This window comes from Hansschlegelia quercus, assembly GCF_004310425.1.
In the GTDB taxonomy this organism is placed as follows: domain Bacteria; phylum Pseudomonadota; class Alphaproteobacteria; order Rhizobiales; family Methylopilaceae; genus Methylopila; species Methylopila quercus.
Genome location: NZ_SIUB01000003.1, coordinates 210,620 through 231,716, shown reverse-complemented (window position 1 = coordinate 231,716; position 21,097 = coordinate 210,620). Strand labels below are relative to the sequence as shown.

Genomic DNA, 21,097 nt, shown 5'->3' with positions numbered 1-21,097 from the left:
ACGAACGCGCGTCGGGCTCAGAACGCCGACTTCAGCGCGTCGACGAGGTCGATCTTCTCCCAGGAGAAGCCGCCGTCGGTGTCGGGCTCGCGGCCGAAGTGGCCGTAAGCCGAGGTGCGCGCATAGATCGGTCGGTTCAGCTTGAGATGCGTGCGGATGCCGCGCGGGCTGAGGCTCAGAACCTCGCCCAACACCTTCTCGAGCTTGGCCTCATCGACCTGTCCCGTCTCGTGCAGGTCGACGTAGATCGACAGCGGCTCGGAGACGCCAATCGCGTAGGAAAGCTGGATGGTGGCGCGGTCGGCGAGGCCGGCGGCGACCACGTTCTTGGCGAGGTAGCGCGCCGCATAGGCCGCGGAACGGTCGACCTTGGTGGGATCCTTGCCGGAAAACGCTCCGCCGCCATGCGGAGCAGCCCCGCCATAGGTGTCGACGATGATCTTGCGGCCGGTGAGGCCGGCGTCTCCGTCCGGGCCGCCGATGACGAAGGCGCCTGTCGGGTTCACGTGCCAGGCGGTGTCCTCGGAGATCCAGCCCTCGGGCAGCGTCTGCCGGATATAGGGCTCGACGATGTCACGGATGTCCTTGGACGACTGGTTCTCGTCGGTGTGCTGCGTCGACAGCACGATCGAGGTCACCCCGACGGGCTTGCCGTTGGCGTAGCGCACGGTGACCTGGCTCTTGGCGTCCGGTCCGAGCGTCGACTGCTCGCCGGAATGCCGGACCTCGGACAGTCGCTTCAGGATCTGGTGGGAGTAGTGCAGCGGCGCCGGCATCAGGCTCGGCGTCTCACGCACCGCGTAGCCGAACATGATGCCCTGGTCGCCTGCGCCCTCGTCCTTGTTGCCGGACGCGTCGACGCCCTGCGCGATATGCGCGGACTGGGCGTGCAGGTAACAGGCGATGTCGGCGTTCTTCCAGTGGAAGCCGTCCTGCTCGTAGCCGATGTCCTTGATCGCGGCGCGTGCGGCTTCGATCAATTGCTCGGGCTTGACGCTGTCGGGGCCCCGAACCTCGCCGGCGATCACGACGCGATTGGTCGTGCAGAGGGTCTCGCAGCCAACGCGCGCTTCCGGATCGGCGGCCAGATAGATGTCGACCACCTCGTCGGAGATGCGGTCGCTCACCTTGTCCGGATGACCTTCGGAGACGGATTCGCTGGTGAACAGGTAGTCGGCGCGGGCCATGCGAGCAGTCTCCCGAGTCAAGAACGATCCGTTCGTCAAACCGAACAGATCGTTCTTTTACAATCATGTCCGCGAGGGTCAAGCGCGCGCGGCAGGCCCATTCGAATAACCGAGCCCGCTGCCGACGTATCAGTCCGTTTGGGCCGAGGGAGCCGCGTCCGCGAGCGCTGAGACGAGGTCGACGATCTTGCGCCGGACCTTCGGATCCGTGATCCGCACAAAGCTCTTGTTGAGCTGAAGTCCTTCAGTGGTCGTCAGGAAGTCGACCACGTAGTCCGACCCCCTGGCCTCGCTGAAGCCCCCCGCCCCATCCTTCTCCGAGCCCGGGGCGTCGTCAAAGAAGTACGAGACCGGCACACCCATGACAGTTGCGATCTGCTGCATGCGGCTCGCGCCGATGCGATTGGTGCCCTTTTCGTACTTCTGGATCTGCTGGAACGTTATTCCGAGAGCTTCACCAAGCTTTTCCTGGCTCATTCCAATCAGGACACGCCGCATCCGGACCCGGCTGCCGACGTGCTTGTCGACCGGGTTCGGGATCTTCTTCAGCATCGCGCCGTCTCCTCAGTACAGATCTTGCGACGTAACCGCCGCGATCGCCGTACAGCCCCCGTTAATCCTCTTACGCGCCTCGATCTTCCGAACGGCAGACATCAAAAGACTCGGCGGCTGTAGATGGCCGCCTCGAACTCTATTTGTCAAACAAATCTGCCTGCGGCGAAAGCGAGCGCCACAAAGACGATCGGTAACAGAAGATAAAGTTTACCATCCGTGGACGCGAAGACTGTCGCTGGCGCCGCCGCAGGTAGAAATCCGTCGACAACGCCTCGAATTCCAAGGGGAATTGTGGCGATGACGCGACCGTAGGCGTCCACGATTGAGGAAATGCCGCCATTCGCCGCTCGCACCATGGGCAGTCCCTGCTCCACGGCGCGCACCCGCGCCTGCGCCGCGTGCTGATAAGGTCCAGGCGTACGGCCGAACCAGGCGTCATTCGTGATGTTCAGCAGGAAGTCGGGACGCTCGCCCCCATCGGCCATGACCTCTTCGGGGAAGATCGCCTCGTAGCAGATCAGCGGCCGGAAGCGCGGACCCTGGGGCAGCGTGACCAACGATCGCCGCGAGCCGACCGCGAACCCGCCGCGCTGGCGCGTCAGCGACTCCAACCCCAGAGACTCCAGTACGTTCTGGAGCGGCAGGTACTCGCCGAACGGCACCAGATGGATTTTGTCGTAGGTCGACAGGATCGTCCCGTCATCCCCGATCAGGTGCAGTGAATTCCAAAAGTCCGCTCCGGATCCGTCCGCCCTGCGCTCGCCGCGCACCGAGCCAGTGGCCAGCGTCGCCCCGGGAGCGAGGCTCGAGCCGATGCGCGAAAGCGCGTCCGGCCGTAGCGCAAGAAGGAAAGGAAAGGCGGATTCGGGCCACACGACGAGTTCTGCGTCGGGGAAGCCGCGATGGCCGGGTCCCCGCGCCTCGTCGGACAGCGCGATATAGGCGTCCATGATCGTGGCGCCCGCCGCCTCCTGGGACTTCATGTCCTGCGGAATCTCGGGCTGCACCGCCCGGACGCGGACGCGCGCGTCGATGCCGTCGTCGGCGAAGTAGGTCAGGCGGACGGCGCCGAACGCGACGAGGCCGGCGAGCGTCGTGACCGCTACCCCCAACGCCACGCGGGACGGTCTGGCGTCGGCCAGCGTCGCCGGGGCGGCGAAGATCGCAAGCGCGAGGAAGGTCAGGCCTTCGACTCCGATCACCGAAGCGAACTGTCCAGCCCAGAGCTGGTCGGCGAGCGCGTAACCGAACGAGTTCCAGGGAAAGCCGGAGAGCACGTGGCCGCGCATGGTCTCGGCAAGCCCAAGCGCTGCGGCGAAAGCGAAGATGCGCGCGGAACCCGCCGACCAGAAAAGCCGCGCGAGGGCGAAACCCAGAGCCGTCATGATCGCGAGAAGCGCCGGTAGCCCGGCGACCGCCACCGGGAGGAGCCAACCGAAGACGTCGGGGTCGACCAGAAAGGCGGAGCCGATCCACCAGAGGCCGGCAAGAAAATAGCCGAAACCAAAGAGGAAGCCGGTCCCGGCCGCCGCGAGCGCGCCCCGCGCGCGGCTGCGGCCGTGCGCGCCGTCGATCAGCCAGACCGCGACCGGGAAGGTGAGCGCCAGCACCGGCCATATTCCGAAGGGCGGCATAGCAAGCGCCGAAGCCGCGCCGGCGGCGAAGGCGATCAGCGCGCGCCGCCATCCCGACGAGAGCGTCACGCGGCCTGCGAGGGCGGCCAGTCTGTCGGAACGTATCGTCATGGTTCGCGCGCTCGTCGCGGACGATGACGGGTTCAAGCGGCGTCCGCTGCCTCTTGGGACCTATCCGATTCGCCGGTTCCGCGCTCAGGACGCCCGCCGCCGATGCGGACTTCGATGACGCGACGAGGGTCGGCTTCGCGAACCTCGATGCGGTGGCCGCCGGGTCCCTCCACGATGTCGCCCTGCGCCGGAACGCGGCCAGCCAGCGTCACGATCAAGCCGCCGATCGTATCCACCTCGTCGCGGAATGGGCTGACGTCGAAGGTCGGGCCTACAGCCTCGGCGACCTCATCGAGCGGCGCGCGCGCGTCGGCGATGAAGCCGCCGTCGCCGTCCGAGCGGATCGAGGCGACGGCTTCCGCGTCATGCTCGTCCTCGATGTCGCCGACAATGGTCTCGACGAGATCCTCGATCGTGACGAGGCCGTCGACCCCGCCATACTCATCGACGACCAGCGCAAGATGGATGTGCAGCGACTGCATGCGGGAGAGCAGGTCGGTGGCGGGCATCGACGGCGGCGCGTAGATCACCGGGCGCACCAGATCGAGGTCGCCGACGCGGGCCGTCAGATCCGCGCCCGACGGGTCGAACGTCTGTCCGCCTTCGCCTTGCGCGCCTTGCGCGAACTTCGCCAGCGCGTCCTTCACGTGGATCATGCCCTTCGGCTCGTCGAGCGAGCCCTGGTGCACGGGAAGCCTGGAATGGCCGCCATCCGCGAAGGTGAAGAGCAATTGGCCGAAGGTCATGTCCTCCGACACCGCGACGATGTCGGCGCGGTGGACCATCACGTCATCGACCCGTGTTCCCCTGAGCGCCAGCACATTGCGGAGCAGTGTGCGCTCCTGGGCCGTGACCGAGAGGTCGTCCTCGCCGTCCTCGGAAAGCGCCTCGGCGATATCCTCGCGCACCGTCGGGTGCGCGCCGAAGCCTACGAAGGCGCGCAGGCGCTCCACCCAATTGTCGCGCGCTTGGGCCTCCGCGAGGAAGGCTGCGCCAGGGCGGGGATTGCGAGGAGGGGTCGGCATCGTCTCGGGCTTGAACGGTTGCGGGATTTAGGCGGCTGAAGGCGATGCGAGTTCGGCATATGGGTCGGCGATTCCGAGTCGCGCCAGCGCGCGAGTCTCGATCGCCTCCATCTCTTCCGCCTCTTCGTCATCGAGATGGTCGTAGCCGAACAGGTGCAGCACGCCGTGTACGACGAGATGCGAAACGTGGTCGGGAAGGGCCTTGCCCTCCTGCCGCGCCTCGCGATCGACGGTCTCGAAGGCGATGATGACGTCGCCGAGCATCCGCGCTTCCGCCGTCTCGTCGGGCTCGACGGCGGGGAAGGTCAGCACGTTCGTCGGCTTGTCCTTGGCGCGCCACTCGCTGTTCAGCGAGCGCACCCTGATGTCGTCGGCGAGCGTGACGCTGAGCTCCGCATCGGGGAGGCAGACGAGGCCGGCCTCCGCAAAGACCGCGCCGACGGCCGCTTCAACCAGCGCTTCGGCGTCCGGAAGGGCGTCCCAGAGTTTGCTGTCGCGCACGGTTTCGAGCGCGACGGGGGGAGATCGATCGGGGCTCATCGGCTCGAGTTCATACCGCCGGACTCTCATGCGAGCCTTCGTAAGCCCGCACGATTCTTGCGACGAGTTCGTGACGGACGACGTCGGCGGCCGTAAACCGCGTGACGCCGATCCCCTCCACGTTTTCAAGCAGAGCGACGGCTTCCGCAAGCCCCGACGTCTGGCCGGGCGGCAGATCGATCTGAGTCGGGTCGCCGGTGATGATCATCCGGCTGTTCTCGCCGAGGCGGGTGAGGAACATCTTCATCTGCATGGACGAGGTGTTCTGCGCCTCGTCGAGCAGCACGACAGCATTGGCCAGGGTGCGCCCACGCATAAAAGCGAGCGGGGCGATCTCGATCATGCCGGAGGTCATGCCGCGCTCGACCTTTTCCGGAGGCATCACGTCGTAGAGCGCGTCGTAGAGCGGGCGGAGATAGGGATCGACCTTCTCCTTCATGTCGCCGGGCAGAAAGCCCAGCCGCTCACCAGCCTCGACCGCCGGGCGGGACAGGATGATCCGGTCGGCCTCGCCACGCTCGATCAGGGCCGCGGCCCAGGCAACCGCGATGTAGGTCTTGCCCGTGCCGGCGGGGCCGGTCGCGAACACCAGCTCGTGCTTGCCGAGCGCGCGGATGTAAGCGTCTTGGGCCGCTGTGCGCGCGACGATCGTCTTCTTGCGGGTCGAGACCTGCGAGAAGCCCGGCCGCGGCGCCTCGCTTCCGGCCGGGAAGAGCTGGCCCTGCGACAGCGTCATGCGGATCGCGCCGTCGACGTCGCCGAGCGCGACGGACTCGCCGCGCTTGACGCGGTCGTAGAGGCTTTCGAGCACCTTTTGGGCCTGCTGGCAGGCCTCCGCCGGGCCGCGGATCGCGAGATGGTTGCCCCGAACAGTCGCCTCGACGCCTAGCCTGCGCTCTAGGAAGGCGAGATTCTGGTCGTGTCCGCCGAACAGGCTCGACGCAAGCCGGTTGTCGTCGAAGGCCATCGTGACGTCCGCGGGCGATCCGGCCCGTTCGGATGTCGGACGCTTAGGGCCGGAGCCCCGCAGAGGATCAAACCCGCGCACGATGGTCTCAGCGCTCAACCGGTAGCCTCCGCGAGCTCAGGGATCGCTTCGCGCGCGTCGCCCGCAGGCGCGGCGAACAGGGAGTTCGTGCCGACGCCGGTCACGACGACGTCGATCAGGTCGCCGACCGCCGCGCCGGGCGCGACGAGCTGAACGGGCTGGAGGTATGGCGAGCGGCCCGCGATCTGGCCGGGATCGCGGCCCGGCCGGTCGAGCAGCACGCTGATGCGGCGGCCGATCAGCGAACGGGCGAACGCGGCCTGCTGCTCGGCGATCAGCGCCTGCAGGCGCTGCAGCCGCTCGGACTTCAGCGCCTCGTCGATCTGCCCGTCGCGGTCGGCCGCGGGCGTGCCCGGCCGCGGGCTGTATTTGAAAGTGAAGGCGGAGGCGTAGGCCGCGTCGCGCACGATCTTGAGCGTCGCCTCGAAATCGGCGTCGGTCTCGCCAGGAAATCCGACGATGAAGTCGCCGGATAGCGCGATGTCCGGCTGGGCCGAGCGGATCCGCTCGATCAGCCGGAGATACTCCGCCGCGGTGTGCTTGCGGTTCATCGCCGCGAGAATGCGGTCCGAGCCGGACTGCACGGGCAGGTGCAAATACGGCATCAGCGCCGGCAGGTCGCGATGCGCGGCGATCAGGTCGTCGTCGAAGTCGCGCGGATGGCTGGTCGTGTATCGCAGCCGCGCGACGCCGGGAATTTTGGCGAGTTCGTAGAGCAGGCGGGCGAGCGACCAGACCCGGCCGTCCGGGCCGTCGCCGTGATAGGCGTCGACGTTCTGGCCGAGCAGCGTGATCTCGCGGACGCCGGCGCCCGCCAGCCGTTCGGCCTCGGCGACGATCTGGCTGACCGGCCGCGACGCCTCGGCGCCGCGCGTGTAGGGCACGACGCAGAAGGTGCAGAACTTGTCGCAGCCCTCCTGCACGGTGAGGAAGGCGGTGACGCCGCGGCCGCGGATGGCTTTCGGCGCAGGCGCGACGAGCCGCTCGAACTTGTCCTCGACGGCGAAATCGGTGTCGACCGGCTTGAGGCCGGCCTTGGCGCCGCGCAGCAGCTCCGGCAGGCGCTGGTAGCTCTGCGGGCCGACGACGAGGTCGACGACGGAAGAGCGCTTGAGTATCTCGGCGCCTTCCGCCTGCGCAACGCAGCCAGCGACCGCAACAATCGGCGACCGGCCCGTCTGAGCCTTCATCTTCCGGATGCGGCCGAGCTCGGAATAGACCTTCTCGGCGGCCTTTTCGCGGATGTGGCAGGTGTTGAGGACGATGACGTCGGCGTCTTCCGCGCTCGACGCGGCGACGTAACCCTCGGGCGCCAGCGCGTCGGCCATGCGCTCGGCGTCGTAGACGTTCATCTGACAGCCGTAGGATTTGACGAACAGTTTGGGACTGCTGGCTGTCATTCAGATCAGGTCTTCAGGACTCCTCGAGCGGCGCGCGCCGCCCGTGTCCACAGCATTAGCCCGAAAAGCGCTTGGAGAGAATAGCGCCGCGGCAATATCCCCTTGGCGGCCTCGCGATACCTCTTGCGGAAACGCCCCCTCGCCATGTTCACCCAGCTCGCCGACCGACACGCCGCCGACGTGAAGTTCGCCGTCAAGGTCGCGGTCGCCTCCGTGTCCGCCTTCGTGCTCGCCACGCTGCTCGGGCTGCCGCAAGGCTATTGGAGCGTGATTTCCGCGCTGATCGTGGTGCAGGCGAGCGTCGGCGGCACGGTGACGGCGGCGCAGGAGCGGGCGGTCGGCACCGTGATCGGCTCGCTCGTCGGCGGCGCTGCGGCGTTCTTCCATCCGCATTCGCTGATCTCGACCTCGATCACGTTGACCGTCGTGGTCGCGGTCCTCGCCTTCGCGGCGGCGGGACGGCCGATGCTGCGGCTCGCGCCGATCACCGCAGCGATCCTGCTGGTCGCGACGGCGAACCAGACCAACACGCTCGAGATCGCAGCCGAGCGCATCATGGAGGTGCTGCTCGGCTGCGCGATCGGCGTGGTCGCGACGCTGGTCGTGTTCCCGGCCCATGTCGATCGCGACCTCGCGAAGGAAGCCCGCGCCGTCGCGCACGACATCGCCGCGCTGCTGCGCGGGGCGCCGACCCGCAAGCGCGGCCCGGACGGAGCGCATCTCCTGCTGGGAGCGCAGGATGCGATCCGCCGCAAGCTCGCGGCGCTCGAGAAGACCGTGACCGACGCCAGGCGGGCGCCCGGCGCGCGATCGGGCGCCGAGGCCCGCTCCTCGCTCGCCCGCACGCTCTGGCGGGTGCGCAACGACGCCGTGGCCGTCGAGCGGGCGCTCGCCGCGGCGCCGGACGCGACGCGCCGCATGGTCGGCCCGCTCGCCGACGAGGTCATTCTGGCGGCGGCCGACATGCTCGACGAGATCGCCGCAGGCCACGACGCCGCGATCGCCCGGGCCGAGACGGACGCCAAACTTGCGGCGCTCGACGACGCGGTGGCGCACCTCCGCGACGGCGAGACGGTCCGCCTCATCGATGTCGCGGCCGCCGTGCCGACGATGGGCCTGGTCTTCGCGCTGCGAAATCTCGACGCCAATCTCGGCGATCTCGCCGACCGGCTGGGAGAAGCTCAAGAGCGGGCCCAGGATTCCGCGGACTGACGAAGTTCAGGGCTTTTGCGCGCCGCCCGCGGACAGCCATGCCGGGTCGAACCAGCGGTCGGCCGGGCCGTCATAGGGCAGGCGGTTGATGTCCCAGTGGCGGATAAAGGGCGCGTAGGCGCCCCAGGCGACCGGCCCGCCGCCGATGAAGACGACGCGGTCGGAGAACTGCGCGAGCACCTTTTCGGGCTCCATGTCGCGACGGATGATGAACAAAGTGCGGTCGCGTCGGGCGAAATCCGGGATCGCCTCGATCGTCTTCTGACCCGCGATCAGAACGTGGCCCTGCGTGAGCTCGAAGAAGCGCGCGACGTCGGCCGTGAACTCCGGCCGCTGGTCGCCCTCCCAGGGCAGCACGCCGTTCAGCCCCATCTGGCCGCTGAGGCCGGTCGCGCACATGGAACGGACGTCGGGCATGTCGGGCCTCCGGAGGTATGGCCTTGTCATGCCGCGTCGCGGCCGGTCTCGCCACCCCTTTCGTCAGATTGCGAGGTTCGCCGAAGCGGCCTCTCCTCCGGCGAGCGCCGCGGCGCGGGCGCCGTCCACCGGCCCGCCATAGAGCGAGCCCTGCGCTCGATCGCAGCCCTGCGCGGCGAGCGACGCCTCCTGCCCGGCGTCTCGGACCCCGTCCGCCGAGACGGAAAGATCCAGTCCCCGTCCGATGTTGATCAACGCGCGCACCATGACCGCGGCCTTCCGGTCGTGCTCCATGGCGGCGACGAAGCTGCTGTCGATCTTTATGCCGTCGAGCGAGAGCCGCTGGAGGTTCTTCAGGTTCGAATAGCCGGTGCCGAAATTCCGCGCGATGACCGCGACGCCGGCCGCCCTGAGCGGCGGCAGGAACGCTTCGGCCGCTTCGGTCTCGCGGATCAGAGCGCCTTCGTCGATCTCGAGGTCGAGACGCTTCGGGTCGAGCCCGGTTTCCGCAAAGGCCGCCAGGATTTTCAAGCCAAACGTGCGGTCGAGCATCAGGGCGCCGGGCAGGGCGAACGAGAGCCGCACGTCACGCGGCCAGCCCGCGGCCTCGGCGCACGCTCGCAGGAACAATCCCTGCATCAGCGAGGAGAGCAGACCAGCCTCCTCGGCGATCGGGGCGTAGCGTTCGGGTCCGATCTCGCCGAGCTTGGGATGGGTCCATTTGGCCGACGCTTCGAAGCTCGCGACGCCCTCCCCGCCAAGCCGCGCGGTCGGCTGGAAGAGCAAAGCGAAGCGGTTGGCCTCGATCGCCTCACGCAGAGCGCGCTCGAGTTCGTCGCGCTCACGGAGCCGGGCCTCCATGCCGGGTTCGAAGAAGCGGATGGCGGAGACGCGCTCGGCCTTGGCGCGGTAGAGCGCGACGTCGGCCTTGCGCAGGAGCTCATCGGCCTCGTCTCCGTCATGCGGGGCCAAGGCGACGCCGATGCCGACGCCGACCGCATGGCGCGATCCGGCGATCTCGACGGGCGTCGCGAAGGCGTCGAGCACGCGGCGCGCGACGCTGGAGGCGCCCTCGGCGCCTCCTACATTTCGCGCGACGATCGCAAATTCGTCGCCTCCAAGCCGCGCCACGAGATCCCCGTCGCGCACTGCCCTCATGAGCCGCGCGCCGACATTGATGAGGGCCTGATCGCCGACGGGGTGCCCGAATACGTCGTTGATCTTCTTGAAACCATTGAGATCGAGAAGAAGCAGAGCGTGGGCTTCGGGCTCGGCCGGCACGACCTTGAGCGCGGCCTTGAGGACATCGGTGAACTGGCGCCGGTTCGGCAGGCCCGTCAGCGGATCCTGCATCGCGAGCGCCATGACCTCGCTTTCAGCCTCGATCCGCCGCGCGTTTTCGCGCTTGTGCTCGCGGGCGCGCCGCCAAGCGTAGAACAGCACCCCGATCACGGTCAGCGTCGTCAGCGCGAACAGCTCGTCGAGTTCGATCCCTTGCTGGGCCTGCGAGAGCTGGCCCTCGTTCTTGAAGACGTCGACCTCGAACGCGAACAGCGCCGCGGCCGCAAGTCCGCCCGAGACCAGCCCGAGGTCGAAAATCTTGACGCGATGCCTCATGAAACCGGCCTTCAGCGTCGCTACTTGGTCTGCAAAATTCGCCATCGAACGCCTACCATCTCGTCAAGCTAGCCCCGCCGATGTTAACGCCTCCTTGATCCCTCGCCTTCGACGTCTTGCGATCCGCCGCTTGGGCGCGTATATCCCTGCCATCACTGACATCGTCGACTGGCTCGATAGAGCCCTTCGAGGGTGGGTCCTCCGGGGCCCGCTCCAAAATCGTTTAGGCGAACCCCAACTCTTCATGACCGACGGCATCGCGCTCGACATCGACAGCCCGCTGGACGAACCCCGCCTCGTCACCGAGACCGGGATCGACGCCCGCGTGGCCGCGATCGTCGCTCCTCCGCTCGCCGATCTCGGCTTCCGGTTGGTGCGGGTGAAGATCTCGGGGCGCGACGGCTGCACCCTCCAGATCATGGCCGAGCGCGCCGACGGCACGTTCACGGTCAATGATTGCGAGCTGGCCTCGAAGGCGATCGCGCCGGTGCTCGACGTCGAGGATCCGATCGACCGGGCCTACAATCTCGAAATGTCCTCACCGGGAATCGACCGGCCGCTGGTGCGGGTGACGGACTTCTCCCGCTGGGCCGGTCATCTCGCCAAAGTCGAGATGGAAGTGCCGGTCGAGGGGCGGAAGCGCTTCAAGGGCGTGATCGAGGGCGTCGAAGGTCAGAACGCCATTCTGCGGCGCGACGACGCCGCCAAGGACGAGACCGCGCGCTCGTCTCTGCCGATCGCCGATATCGGCGAGGCCCGGCTGATCCTGACCGACCAACTCATCCGCGAGGCCCTGCGCCGCGCGAAGGCCGCCGGGCGCGCGCCGGACGACGCGGACGAGGCGCCGCCCTCGGACGACGGACATAACGACGGCGCGAGCCCTGCTCGTAAGCCAAAGCCACGGAGGACGTGACATGGCGGTCAGCGCCAACAGGCTCGAGCTGCTGCAGATCGCGGAAGCCGTCGCCCGCGAGAAGGTGATCGACAAGTCGATCGTCCTCGAGGCGATGGAGGACGCGATCCAGAAGGCCGCGAAGTCGCGCTACGGTCAGGAGACCGAGATCAGGGCCGAGATCAACGCGAAGTCCGGCGAGATCCGGCTCTCGCGACTGATGCTCGTCGTCGACCTCGTCGAGAACGACAATATCGAGATCGGCGTCGAGGCCGCCCGCAAGAAGAACCCTGCGGCGCAGGCCGGCGACTATATCGCCGAGACGCTGCCGCCCTTCGACTTCGGCCGCATCGCCGCGCAGTCGGCCAAGCAGGTCATCGTCCAGAAGGTCCGCGACGCCGAGCGCGACCGTCAGTACCAGGAATACAAGGACCGCATCGGCGACATCGTGAACGGGCTCGTGAAGCGCGTCGAATACGGCAACGTGGTCGTGGACCTCGGCCGTGGCGAGGCGATCGTGCGGCGCGACGAGCTGCTGCCGCGCGAGCTGTTCCGCGTCGGCGACCGCGTCCGCGCTTATGTCTACGACGTCCGCCGCGAACCGCGTGGTCCGCAGATCTTCCTGTCGCGCACCCATCCGCAGTTCATGGCGAAGCTCTTCGCGCAGGAAGTGCCGGAGATCTATGACGGCGTGATCGAGGTTAAGGCGGTGGCGCGCGACCCGGGCTCGCGCGCCAAGATCGCCGTGATCTCGCGCGACGGCTCGATCGATCCGGTCGGCGCCTGCGTCGGCATGCGCGGGTCACGCGTCCAGGCGGTCGTGCAGGAGCTGCAGGGCGAGAAGATCGACATCATCCCGTGGAGCCAGGACGCGGCGACGTTCATCGTCAACGCGCTCCAACCCGCGCAGGTCGTGAAGGTCGTGCTCGACGAGGATTCGGCAAAGATCGAGGTTGTCGTCCCTGACGACCAGCTTTCGCTGGCCATCGGCCGCCGTGGCCAGAACGTGCGTCTCGCCTCCCAGCTCACCGGCTGGGACATCGACATCCTCACAGAGGCCGAGGAGAGCGAGCGTCGCCAGAAGGAGTTCCTGGCCCGCACGCAGACCTTCATGGACGCGCTCGACGTCGACGAGACGCTCGGCCAGCTGCTTGCGGCCGAAGGCTTCACCTCGGTCGAGGAAGTGGCCTATGTCGACCCGTCCGAACTCGCCGCGATCGAGGGCTTCGACGACGAGATGGCGGCCGAGATCCAGAGCCGCGCGCAGGACAATCTCGCCCGCATCGAGGCCGAATACGACGAGAAGCGCGTCGCGCTCGGCGTCGCGGACGATGTCAAGGAGGTCCCGGGCGTCACGACCGCGATGCTCGTCGCCTTCGGCGAAAACGACATCAAGTCGGTCGAGGACCTGGCGGGCTGCGCCACCGACGATCTCGTCGGCTGGATCGACCGCTCCGGCCCGGAGGCCCGCCGCGAGGCCGGCGCCCTCGACGGCTTCGAGATCACCCGCGACGAGGCGGAGGCGATGATCATGCAGGCCCGCGTGAAGGCCGGCTGGATCACCGAAGAAGACCTTGCCCCGCCCGCGATCGAGGAGCCGGCCGAGGCCGGCGTCTGAGGTCACGACCGGAATGGCCGCGAAGGACGACGACCGGAATGCGCCCGAGCGCACCTGTGTCGCGACCCGCGCGGTCCGACCGGCGGAAGAGCTGATCCGCTTCGTCCGCGCGCCGGACGGGCAGGTTGTCCCCGACCTGAAGCGCGAGCTTCCCGGCCGGGGCGCATGGGTGACGGCGACTGCGGACGCGGTGCGTCTCGCGGTCACCCGCAAGGCGTTCGCCCGCGGCCTGAAGGATGCGGTCATGGTCGATCCGGCGATCGACCAGACCGTCGACGAACTTCTCGAGCGCCAGACGCTCGCCATGCTCGGCTTCGCCAACAAAGCGGGCCGGGTGGTCTGCGGCTTCGCCAAGGTCGAGGCGGCTCTGATGAAGGAGCCCGTTCTCGCCCTGATCGAAGCCGCGGACGCCGGCGCCGACGGCGTCCGCAAGCTTGCGCAGGCCTGGAGGCGCGCCGGAAAGACCGGCGAGACCAGGCGTGTGGGACTGTTCCGCTCCGCCCAATTGGACTTGGCGTTGGGGCGGTCGAATGTGGTACATGCAGCGCTGCTCGCCGGCCCGGTCAGCGCCGCCTTTCTCGCGCGATGCGAAGCCCTCGCGCGATACAGGGGCATGAACGACGGGCCCGAGCCGGCGGAAGCCGCCGGTTCGACTGCGGCGTCGGGCGAAGAGCCCGCTAAAATGGACAGGGCATGACGGACAACAATAACAGCGGCGACAAGACACTGACGGCTTCCCCGAAGACGCTTTCCCTGAAGGGGCGTTCGGAGCCCGGAGTCGTGCGCCAGAGCTTCAGCCATGGCCGCACCAATGCGGTGGTGGTCGAGAAGGTGAAGCGTCGCATCCTGACGCCGGCCGAGGCCGCGAAGGCCGCCGCGCCGCAGCCGGCCGCGCCCGCACGACCTGCCGCCCCACCGCCGCCGCCTGCGGCCAAGCCCGAGCCGACAGCCCCGGCCCCCCGCCCGGCCGCGCCGCGCCCGTCCTCGCCCGGGATGGTCCTGCGCACGCTGACCTCCGACGAGATGGGCGCCCGCGCCCAGGCGCTCGCCGGCGCCAAGCAACGCGAGGCGGTGGACCGTCAGAAGTCTCAGGACGAGGCCCGCGCCCGCATCATCCGCGAGGCGAACGAGGAGCGTGAGCGCCTCGCCGCCGAAGCGCGCAAGCGCGAAGAGGACGCCCGCCGCGCGCAGGAGGAGGAGATCCGCCGCCGCGCCGAGATTGATGCCGCTAAGCGTCTCGGCGAAGAGCGCACGATCGAGCGCCCCTCCGACAACCCAAATTATGTCGCGCCCGCGCCTTCGCCGTCGCCCGCGCCTTATTCGCCCTCGCCGCGGCCGTCTTCGCCCAGCGCGCCACGTCCTCCGCGCAGCTTCGAAGGCCCCGCCGGCGGCGCCGGCCGCCGTCCGATGACGACGGAGAGCGATGAGCCTGCGCGCGCCGCTCCCCGCCGCATGGGCGCCGCGCCTGCGCGTCCCGTGACGCCGCCGAAGCCCGAGCGCACCCGCGTCGCGCCGACCAAGGAGCGCACGCGCCTCACCATCACGACCGCGACCGGCGCGACGGGCGAAGACCGCACGCGCTCCGTCGCCTCCTATCGCCGGCGCGTCCAGCGGATGACCGGCAAGGGCCATCAGGAGCCCAAGGAGAAGCTGATCCGCGAGGTCGTGGTGCCTGAGACGATCACCGTCCAGGAGCTCGCGAACCGCATGTCGGAGCGCGCGGTCGACGTCGTGCGCCTGCTGATGAAGCAGGGCGTGATGAAGAAGATCAACGAGCTGATCGACGCCGATACCGCGCAGCTCGTCGCCGAGGAGCTCGGCCACACGGTTCGCCGCGTGGCGGAGTCCGACGTCGAGGAAGGCCTGTTCGACGCTCCCGATCCTGAGGGCGGGCTCAAGACGCGCCCGCCGGTCGTGACCATCATGGGCCATGTCGACCACGGCAAGACGTCGCTGCTCGACGCCATTCGCCACACCACCGTGGTGAAGGGCGAGGCCGGCGGCATCACCCAGCACATTGGCGCCTATCAGGTGACCTCGCCGCTCGGCGGCCTCATCACCTTCATCGACACGCCCGGCCACGCCGCCTTCACCGCCATGCGCCAGCGCGGCGCGCGGTCGACGGACATCGTGGTGCTGGTGGTCGCGGCCGACGACGGCGTCATGCCGCAGACGGCGGAGGCCATCAACCACGCCCGCGCGGCCGGCGTGCCGATCATCGTGGCGATCAACAAGATCGACAAGCCCGAGGCCAAGCCGGACAAGGTGCGCAGCGAGCTGCTGCAGTACGAAATCCAGGTCGAGTCGCTGGGCGGCGAGACCATCGAGGTCGAGGTTTCGGCCAAGGAGAAGCTCAACCTCGACAAGCTGCTCGAGCTCATCCAGCTGCAGGCCGAAATCCTCGAACTGAAGGCGAACCCCGACCGTCCGGCCGAAGGCACCGTCATCGAGGCCAAGCTCGACCGCGGCCGCGGTCCAGTGGCGACCGTGCTGGTCCAGCGCGGCACGCTCAGGCACGGCGACATCGTCGTCGCCGGCGCCGAGTGGGGCCGCGTGCGCGCGCTGATCGACGATCAGGGCCAGGGGGTCGCCGAAGCCGGCCCGTCCATGCCGGTCGAGATCCTCGGCTTCAACGGCGCGCCGGAGGCGGGCGACCGTCTCGCGGTGGTCGAGAACGAAGCTCGCGCCCGCGAGGTCGCAGAATACCGTCAGCGCCAGAAGCGCGAGAAGGCGGCGGCGCGCTCCACGGTGCGCGTCTCCGGCCTCGAAGAAATGATGTCGCAGATCAAGGTCGCCGGGAAAAAGGAGTTCCCGCTGGTCATCAAGGGCGACGTGCAGGGCTCGGTCGAGGCGATCGTGCAGGCGCTCGAGAAGGTCGGCAACGACGAGGTCGGCGTGCGCATCCTGCTGTCGGGCGCCGGTGGCGTGACCGAGAGCGACGTGATCCTGGCCTCGGCTTCGAACGCGGTGGTGCTCGGCTTCAACGTCCGCGCGCTGAAGGAGGCGCGCGACGCCGCCGACCGCACCGGCACCGAGATCCGCTACTACAACATCATCTACGACCTGGTGGACGACATTAAGTCCGCGATGTCGGGGATGCTGTCGCCGGAGCGGCGTGAGGACTTCCTCGGCAACGCCGAGATCCGCGAGATCTTCGCCGTGTCGAAGGTCGGCAAGATCGCCGGCTGCCTCGTCACCGAGGGCGTGGTGCAGAAGGGCGCAAGCGTCCGCCTGATCCGCGAGAACGTGGTGATCCACGAGGGCAAGCTCTCGACGCTGAAGCGCTTCAAGGACGACGTGCCCGAGGTCCGCGCCGGCACTGAGTGCGGCATGTCCTTCGAGAACTACCAGGACATGCGCGCGGGCGACGTCATCGAGTGCTACCGCGTCACGGAAGTGAAGCGCTCGCTCTGAGAAAGACCGTGATCCCGGATCGGCCTGGCCGCTGTCCGGGATCACGCCTGAACCCATTCCGCTCAGCGCCGGTCCGATCCCGGCCCTGACGGTTCGAAAGCCTTTGGGCCCGAGCCGCTTGGCGAAGAAGGAAGAAAAAATGTCCCGCAGTTCCGGGCCTAAGGCCCCGTCCCAGCGCATGCTGCGCGTGGGCGAACTCGTGCGCCATGCGTTGGCCGACGTGCTCCAGCGCGGCGAGGTGATGGATCCCGTGCTGGAAAAGCACGTCATCACCGTCCCGGAGGTCCGCATGACGCCGGACCTCAAGCTCGCGACCGCCTATGTCATGCCGCTCGGCGGCAGGGACGAGGCGAAGGTGCTTGCGGCGCTCGACGCCAACCGCAAGCAGCTCCGCATGATGGTGGTTAAGCGGCTGGCGCTGAAATCCGCGCCGGATTTGCGCTTCCGCATCGACGACAGCTTCGACCGCGGCTCCCAGATCGACGCCCTGCTCCGCTCGCCCCAGGTCGCCCGCGACCTCGGCGGCGACGGGGCGGAGGACGAAGGATGAGCCGCCGCAAGAAAGGCCTCGACATCTCCGGCTGGCTGATCCTCGATAAGCCGGTCGGCGTTACCTCAACCCACGCCGTCTCGAAGGCGCGCTGGCTGTATCAGGCGAAGAAGGCGGGCCACGCGGGCACGCTCGATCCGCTCGCCTCCGGCATCCTGCCGATCGCGTTCGGCGAGGCGACCAAGACCGTGCCCTTCGTGATGGACGGCCGGAAGATCTACCGCTTCGAGGCGACCTGGGGCGTCGAAACCAACACCGACGACACGGAAGGCGAGGCGGTCGAGACCTCCGAGGTCCGGCCAACGCGCGAGGACATCCTCGCCATCCTGCCGAATTTTCGCGGACAGGTGACGCAGATCCCGCCGAAGTTCTCCGCGCTGAAGATCGACGGCGAGCGCGCTTACGATCTCGCGCGCGAAGGCGAGGACGTCATTCTCGAGCCGCGCGTCGTCGACGTCCACCGGCTCGACCTCGTCGACATGCCCTCCCCCGACCGCGCGGTGTTCGAAACCGAATGCGGCAAGGGCACCTATGTGCGCGCGATCGCCCGCGACATGGGTCGTGCGCTCGGGACCCGCGCCCACATCTCGGCGCTCCGGCGCACGGCCGTTGGCGGCTTCACCGAGGAGGACGCCGTCACGCTCGAGGAGCTCGAACGCTTGCGGCAGAGCGACGGTGCGTATAAGGAGATGGCCGACGCTCTCCTACCGGTCGAGACGGCGCTGGACGACATCCCGGCGCTCGCCGTCAACCGGGCGGAGGCGGCCCGACTGCTCAATGGGCAGCCGGTGCTGCTGCGCGGACGGGATGCCCCGACCTTTCAAGGAACGGTCTCCGTGACGACCGACGGCGCGTTGATCGCGCTCGCCGAGATCGAACGCGGCGAACTTCATCCCAGACGCGTCTTCAACCTCGACAGGCCTTGAGCCCGTCGGGTCCAGAAAACCGATCGAACAGTGAGACCCCGATGTCGATCACCGCTGAACGCAAGCAAGAGCTGGTCGCCCAGTACGCGACCAAGGAAGGCGACACCGGATCGCCTGAAGTCCAGGTGGCCGTTCTGACCGAACGCATCACCAACCTGACCGAACACTTCAAGACCCACGCGAAGGACAACCATTCGCGCCGCGGCCTGCTGAAGATGGTCAGCCAGCGCCGTTCGCTGCTGGACTACGTGAAGGGCAAGGACGTCGCCCGCTACCAGACCCTGATCGGGCGTCTCGGCATCCGCCGCTGACGCTCGCTTCGACGGCCGGTCCGATCGGCCGCCGTTCGCTTTTCGGGCGCGCCTTAAGCGCCCGCTGACGGTTTCGGGGCCCGCCCGGAACCGCCCAAGAGACCACGCGACGTCGGCGCAATGGGGCGCTGGCGCGTGATACGACAGACGAAAGGGACCCGGGACGCCATCGGGCCCGAACGTCATGGGGCAGGATCGCAGGGCGCTTCTTTCTTCACCGAAAGCGAGCGCCGCGCCGTCTTGCCCGTGGCGGACAATTAAGCCCGACGGCTTCCTTGGCTGGTCCCGTGACCGCAAGGAAAACCACACGCATGTTCGAAATTCACCGCGAATCCATCGAATGGGCCGGCCGCACGCTGACCCTCGAGACCGGCCACGTCGCCCGCCAAGCGGACGGCGCAGTGCTCGTCACCTACGGCGAGACCACCGTGCTCGCCACCGCCGTCTCGGCGAAGTCGCCGAAGCCCGGCATCGACTTCTTCCCGCTGACCGTCAATTACACCGAGAAGTACTATGCCGCGGGCCGTATCCCGGGCGGCTACTTCAAGCGTGAGCGCGGGCCGACCGAGAAGGACACGCTGACCTCGCGCCTGATCGACCGGCCGATCCGTCCGCTGTTCGCCGACGGCTACAAGAACGAGACCCAGGTCGTCGTCACCGTCCTCTCCTACGACCTCGAGAACGACGCCGACATCGTCGGCATGATCGGCGCCTCGGCTGCGCTGACGCTCTCCGGCGTGCCCTTCATGGGTCCGATCGGCGGCGCTCGCGTCGGCTATATCGACGGCGAATACGTGCTGAACCCGGTCGCCGACCGCATGCCGACATCCGACCTCGACCTCGTGGTCGCCGGCACGCAGGACGCGGTGCTGATGGTGGAGTCGGAAGCCAAGGAGCTTTCCGAGGAAGTCATGCTCGGCGCCGTCATGTTCGGCCACAAGGGCTTCCAGCCGGTGATCGACGCGATCATCAAGCTCGCCGAGAAGGCCGCCAAGGAGCCCCGCGACCACCAGGTCGCCGACGTCTCCGAGCTCGAGGCCAAGCTCCGCGAGCTGGTCGAGGCCGACCTTCGCGACGCCTACAAGATCAAGCGCAAGCAGGACCGTCAGGACGCCGTCGGCGCCGCCAAGAAGAAGGCGCTCGCCGCCTTCTCCGGCGAAGGCGTCGATAACCCCGTCGATCCGCTGAAGCTCGGCGCCGTGTTCAAGGAGCTCGAGGCCAAGATCGTCCGCTGGGGCATCCTCGACGACAAGATCCGCATCGACGGCCGCGACCTCACGACCGTGCGTCCGATCCTGGCCGAAGTCGGCGTCCTGCCGCGTACGCACGGCTCGGCGATCTTCACACGCGGCGAGACGCAGGCGATCGTGGTCGCGACGCTCGGCACCGGTGAGGACGAGCAGTTCATCGACTCGCTTGGCGGCACGTACAAGGAGCGCTTCCTGCTCCACTACAACTTCCCGCCCTACTCCGTCGGTGAGACCGGACGCATGGGCGCCCCCGGGCGTCGTGAGATCGGCCACGGCAAGCTCGCCTGGCGCGCGATCCACCCGATGCTGCCGAAGGCGGACGAGTTCCCCTACACGCTGCGCATCGTCTCCGAGATCACGGAGTCGAACGGCTCGTCCTCGATGGCGTCGGTCTGCGGCGCCTCCCTCTCGGCGATGGACGCGGGCGTTCCGCTGAAGCGCCCGGTCGCGGGCATCGCGATGGGCCTGATCCTGGAAGGCGAGAAGTTCGCCGTCCTCTCCGACATCCTCGGCGACGAGGATCACCTCGGCGACATGGACTTCAAGGTGGCCGGAACGGACGAGGGCGTCACCGCCCTCCAGATGGACATCAAGATCGCCGGCATCACCGAGGAGATCATGCAGGTCGCTCTCGGCCAGGCCAAGGAAGGCCGTCTCGGCATCCTGATCGAGATGGGCAAGGCGATCGAGGCCGGCCGCACCGAACTCGGCGAATACGCGCCGCGCATCGAGGTCATCAAGATCCCGACCGACAAGATCCGCGAAGTGATCGGCACCGGCGGCAAGGTCATCCGCGAGATCGTGGAGAAGACCGGCGCCAAGGTGAACATCGAGGACGACGGCACCGTGAAGGTCGCCTCCTCGGACGGCAAGGCGATCAAGGCGGCGCTCGCCTGGATCCGCTCGATCGCGTCCGACCCGGAAGTCGGCGTGGTCTATGACGGCACGGTCGTGAAGGTGGTCGAGTTCGGCGCCTTCGTGAACTTCTTCGGCGCCAAGGACGGCCTCGTCCACGTCAGCCAGATCTCCTCAGAGCGCGTCGCCAAGGTCTCGGACGTCCTCAAGGAGGGCGACAAGGTCAAGGTGAAGCTCATGGGCTTCGACGATCGCGGCAAAACCCGTTTGTCGATGAAGGTCGTGAACCAGGAAACCGGCGAAGACCTCGAGGGCGGCGCGTCCGCTCCGGCGCCTGCGGCCGGCGGCGAGGCCCCTGCGGCCGAAGCGCCCGCCGAGGACGGCAGCGAGCAGCGCGCCGGCGGCGGCCGCCGTCGCCGCGGCCCGCGTCGCGAGGAAGCCGCCGAGTAATCGAACGGTTCTTCGCCTGAAATGGAAAAGCGCCCCTCGCGGGGCGCTTTTTTCGTTCGGGGAGAGGGAGTTTCCGTGAAACGGA

The 21,097-nt window shown here is 68.1% G+C and carries 18 protein-coding genes; 9 read left to right on the top strand and 9 right to left on the bottom strand.

Annotated features, from left to right (window positions below; all coding sequences use genetic code 11):
- Positions 1–17: 17 nt before the first annotated feature.
- The 7 genes from metK to miaB all read right to left on the bottom strand — a co-directional run bounded on the left by metK (position 18) and on the right by miaB (position 7,500).
- Positions 18–1,187, bottom strand: coding sequence for a methionine adenosyltransferase (metK, locus tag EYR15_RS08080; protein ID WP_131002854.1), 1,170 nt, complete (start codon positions 1,185–1,187; stop codon positions 18–20).
- A 129-nt stretch (positions 1,188–1,316) separates the two neighbouring features.
- On the bottom strand, positions 1,317–1,739 hold the full coding sequence (locus EYR15_RS08075) for a helix-turn-helix domain-containing protein (protein ID WP_131002852.1): 423 nt from the start codon (positions 1,737–1,739) through the stop codon (positions 1,317–1,319).
- A 146-nt stretch (positions 1,740–1,885) separates the two neighbouring features.
- Entirely contained in the window at positions 1,886–3,487 is a 1,602-nt protein-coding gene (gene lnt / locus EYR15_RS08070) for an apolipoprotein N-acyltransferase (protein WP_131002850.1), read from the bottom strand.
- A 32-nt stretch (positions 3,488–3,519) separates the two neighbouring features.
- Positions 3,520–4,512 carry a hemolysin family protein gene (locus tag EYR15_RS08065; protein ID WP_131002848.1) on the bottom strand — a complete coding sequence of 331 codons (993 nt, stop codon included), beginning with the start codon at positions 4,510–4,512 and terminating at the stop codon, positions 3,520–3,522.
- Positions 4,513–4,539: 27 nt separating this feature from the next.
- Complete coding sequence (gene ybeY, locus EYR15_RS08060; protein ID WP_131002846.1) at positions 4,540–5,052, bottom strand: rRNA maturation RNase YbeY; 513 nt, start codon at positions 5,050–5,052, stop codon at positions 4,540–4,542.
- A gap of 10 nt (positions 5,053–5,062) precedes the next feature.
- Entirely contained in the window at positions 5,063–6,118 is a 1,056-nt protein-coding gene (locus EYR15_RS08055; RefSeq protein WP_165455460.1) for a PhoH family protein, read from the bottom strand.
- Complete coding sequence (gene miaB / locus EYR15_RS08050) at positions 6,115–7,500, bottom strand: tRNA (N6-isopentenyl adenosine(37)-C2)-methylthiotransferase MiaB (protein ID WP_131002844.1); 1,386 nt, start codon at positions 7,498–7,500, stop codon at positions 6,115–6,117. The genes EYR15_RS08055 and miaB overlap by 4 nt, the downstream gene beginning before the upstream one ends.
- Before the next feature lie 144 nt (positions 7,501–7,644).
- On the opposite strand from miaB, the gene EYR15_RS08045 reads away from it, so the two are divergent.
- Complete coding sequence (locus EYR15_RS08045; protein WP_131002842.1) at positions 7,645–8,712, top strand: FUSC family protein; 1,068 nt, start codon at positions 7,645–7,647, stop codon at positions 8,710–8,712.
- Positions 8,713–8,718: 6 nt separating this feature from the next.
- Here EYR15_RS08045 and EYR15_RS08040 read toward each other — a convergent pair whose 3' ends face one another.
- Both EYR15_RS08040 and EYR15_RS08035 read right to left on the bottom strand, forming a co-directional pair.
- Positions 8,719–9,129 carry a dihydrofolate reductase gene (locus EYR15_RS08040; protein ID WP_131002840.1) on the bottom strand — a complete coding sequence of 137 codons (411 nt, stop codon included), beginning with the start codon at positions 9,127–9,129 and terminating at the stop codon, positions 8,719–8,721.
- 63 nt (positions 9,130–9,192) lie between these two features.
- On the bottom strand, positions 9,193–10,746 hold the full coding sequence (locus EYR15_RS08035; protein WP_165455459.1) for a putative bifunctional diguanylate cyclase/phosphodiesterase: 1,554 nt from the start codon (positions 10,744–10,746) through the stop codon (positions 9,193–9,195).
- A 244-nt stretch (positions 10,747–10,990) separates the two neighbouring features.
- Here EYR15_RS08035 and rimP point away from each other — a divergent pair, with 244 nt between their 5' ends.
- From rimP to pnp, 8 genes are all read left to right on the top strand, one after another.
- Complete coding sequence (rimP, locus tag EYR15_RS08030; RefSeq protein ID WP_131002836.1) at positions 10,991–11,659, top strand: ribosome maturation factor RimP; 669 nt, start codon at positions 10,991–10,993, stop codon at positions 11,657–11,659.
- Position 11,660: 1 nt separating this feature from the next.
- Positions 11,661–13,256, top strand: a complete 1,596-nt coding sequence (nusA, locus tag EYR15_RS08025) for a transcription termination factor NusA (protein WP_131002834.1) — start codon at positions 11,661–11,663, stop codon at positions 13,254–13,256.
- Between the two features lie 13 nt (positions 13,257–13,269).
- Positions 13,270–13,953, top strand: coding sequence for an RNA-binding protein (locus EYR15_RS08020; RefSeq protein ID WP_131002832.1), 684 nt, complete (start codon positions 13,270–13,272; stop codon positions 13,951–13,953).
- Positions 13,950–16,670, top strand: coding sequence for a translation initiation factor IF-2 (gene infB / locus EYR15_RS08015; RefSeq protein ID WP_131002830.1), 2,721 nt, complete (start codon positions 13,950–13,952; stop codon positions 16,668–16,670). Before EYR15_RS08020 ends, infB begins: the two co-directional genes overlap by 4 nt.
- A 139-nt stretch (positions 16,671–16,809) precedes the next feature.
- Complete coding sequence (rbfA, locus tag EYR15_RS08010; RefSeq protein ID WP_131002828.1) at positions 16,810–17,220, top strand: 30S ribosome-binding factor RbfA; 411 nt, start codon at positions 16,810–16,812, stop codon at positions 17,218–17,220.
- Positions 17,217–18,146, top strand: coding sequence for a tRNA pseudouridine(55) synthase TruB (truB, locus tag EYR15_RS08005; protein WP_131002827.1), 930 nt, complete (start codon positions 17,217–17,219; stop codon positions 18,144–18,146). The genes rbfA and truB overlap by 4 nt, the downstream gene beginning before the upstream one ends.
- Before the next feature lie 41 nt (positions 18,147–18,187).
- Positions 18,188–18,457 (top strand): 30S ribosomal protein S15, encoded by a 270-nt coding sequence (gene rpsO, locus EYR15_RS08000; RefSeq protein ID WP_131002825.1) that lies wholly within the window; start codon positions 18,188–18,190, stop codon positions 18,455–18,457.
- A gap of 311 nt (positions 18,458–18,768) precedes the next feature.
- Positions 18,769–21,012: a polyribonucleotide nucleotidyltransferase gene (pnp, locus tag EYR15_RS07995; RefSeq protein ID WP_131002823.1), complete on the top strand. Its 2,244-nt coding sequence runs from the start codon at positions 18,769–18,771 to the stop codon at positions 21,010–21,012.
- Positions 21,013–21,097: the final 85 nt, after the last annotated feature.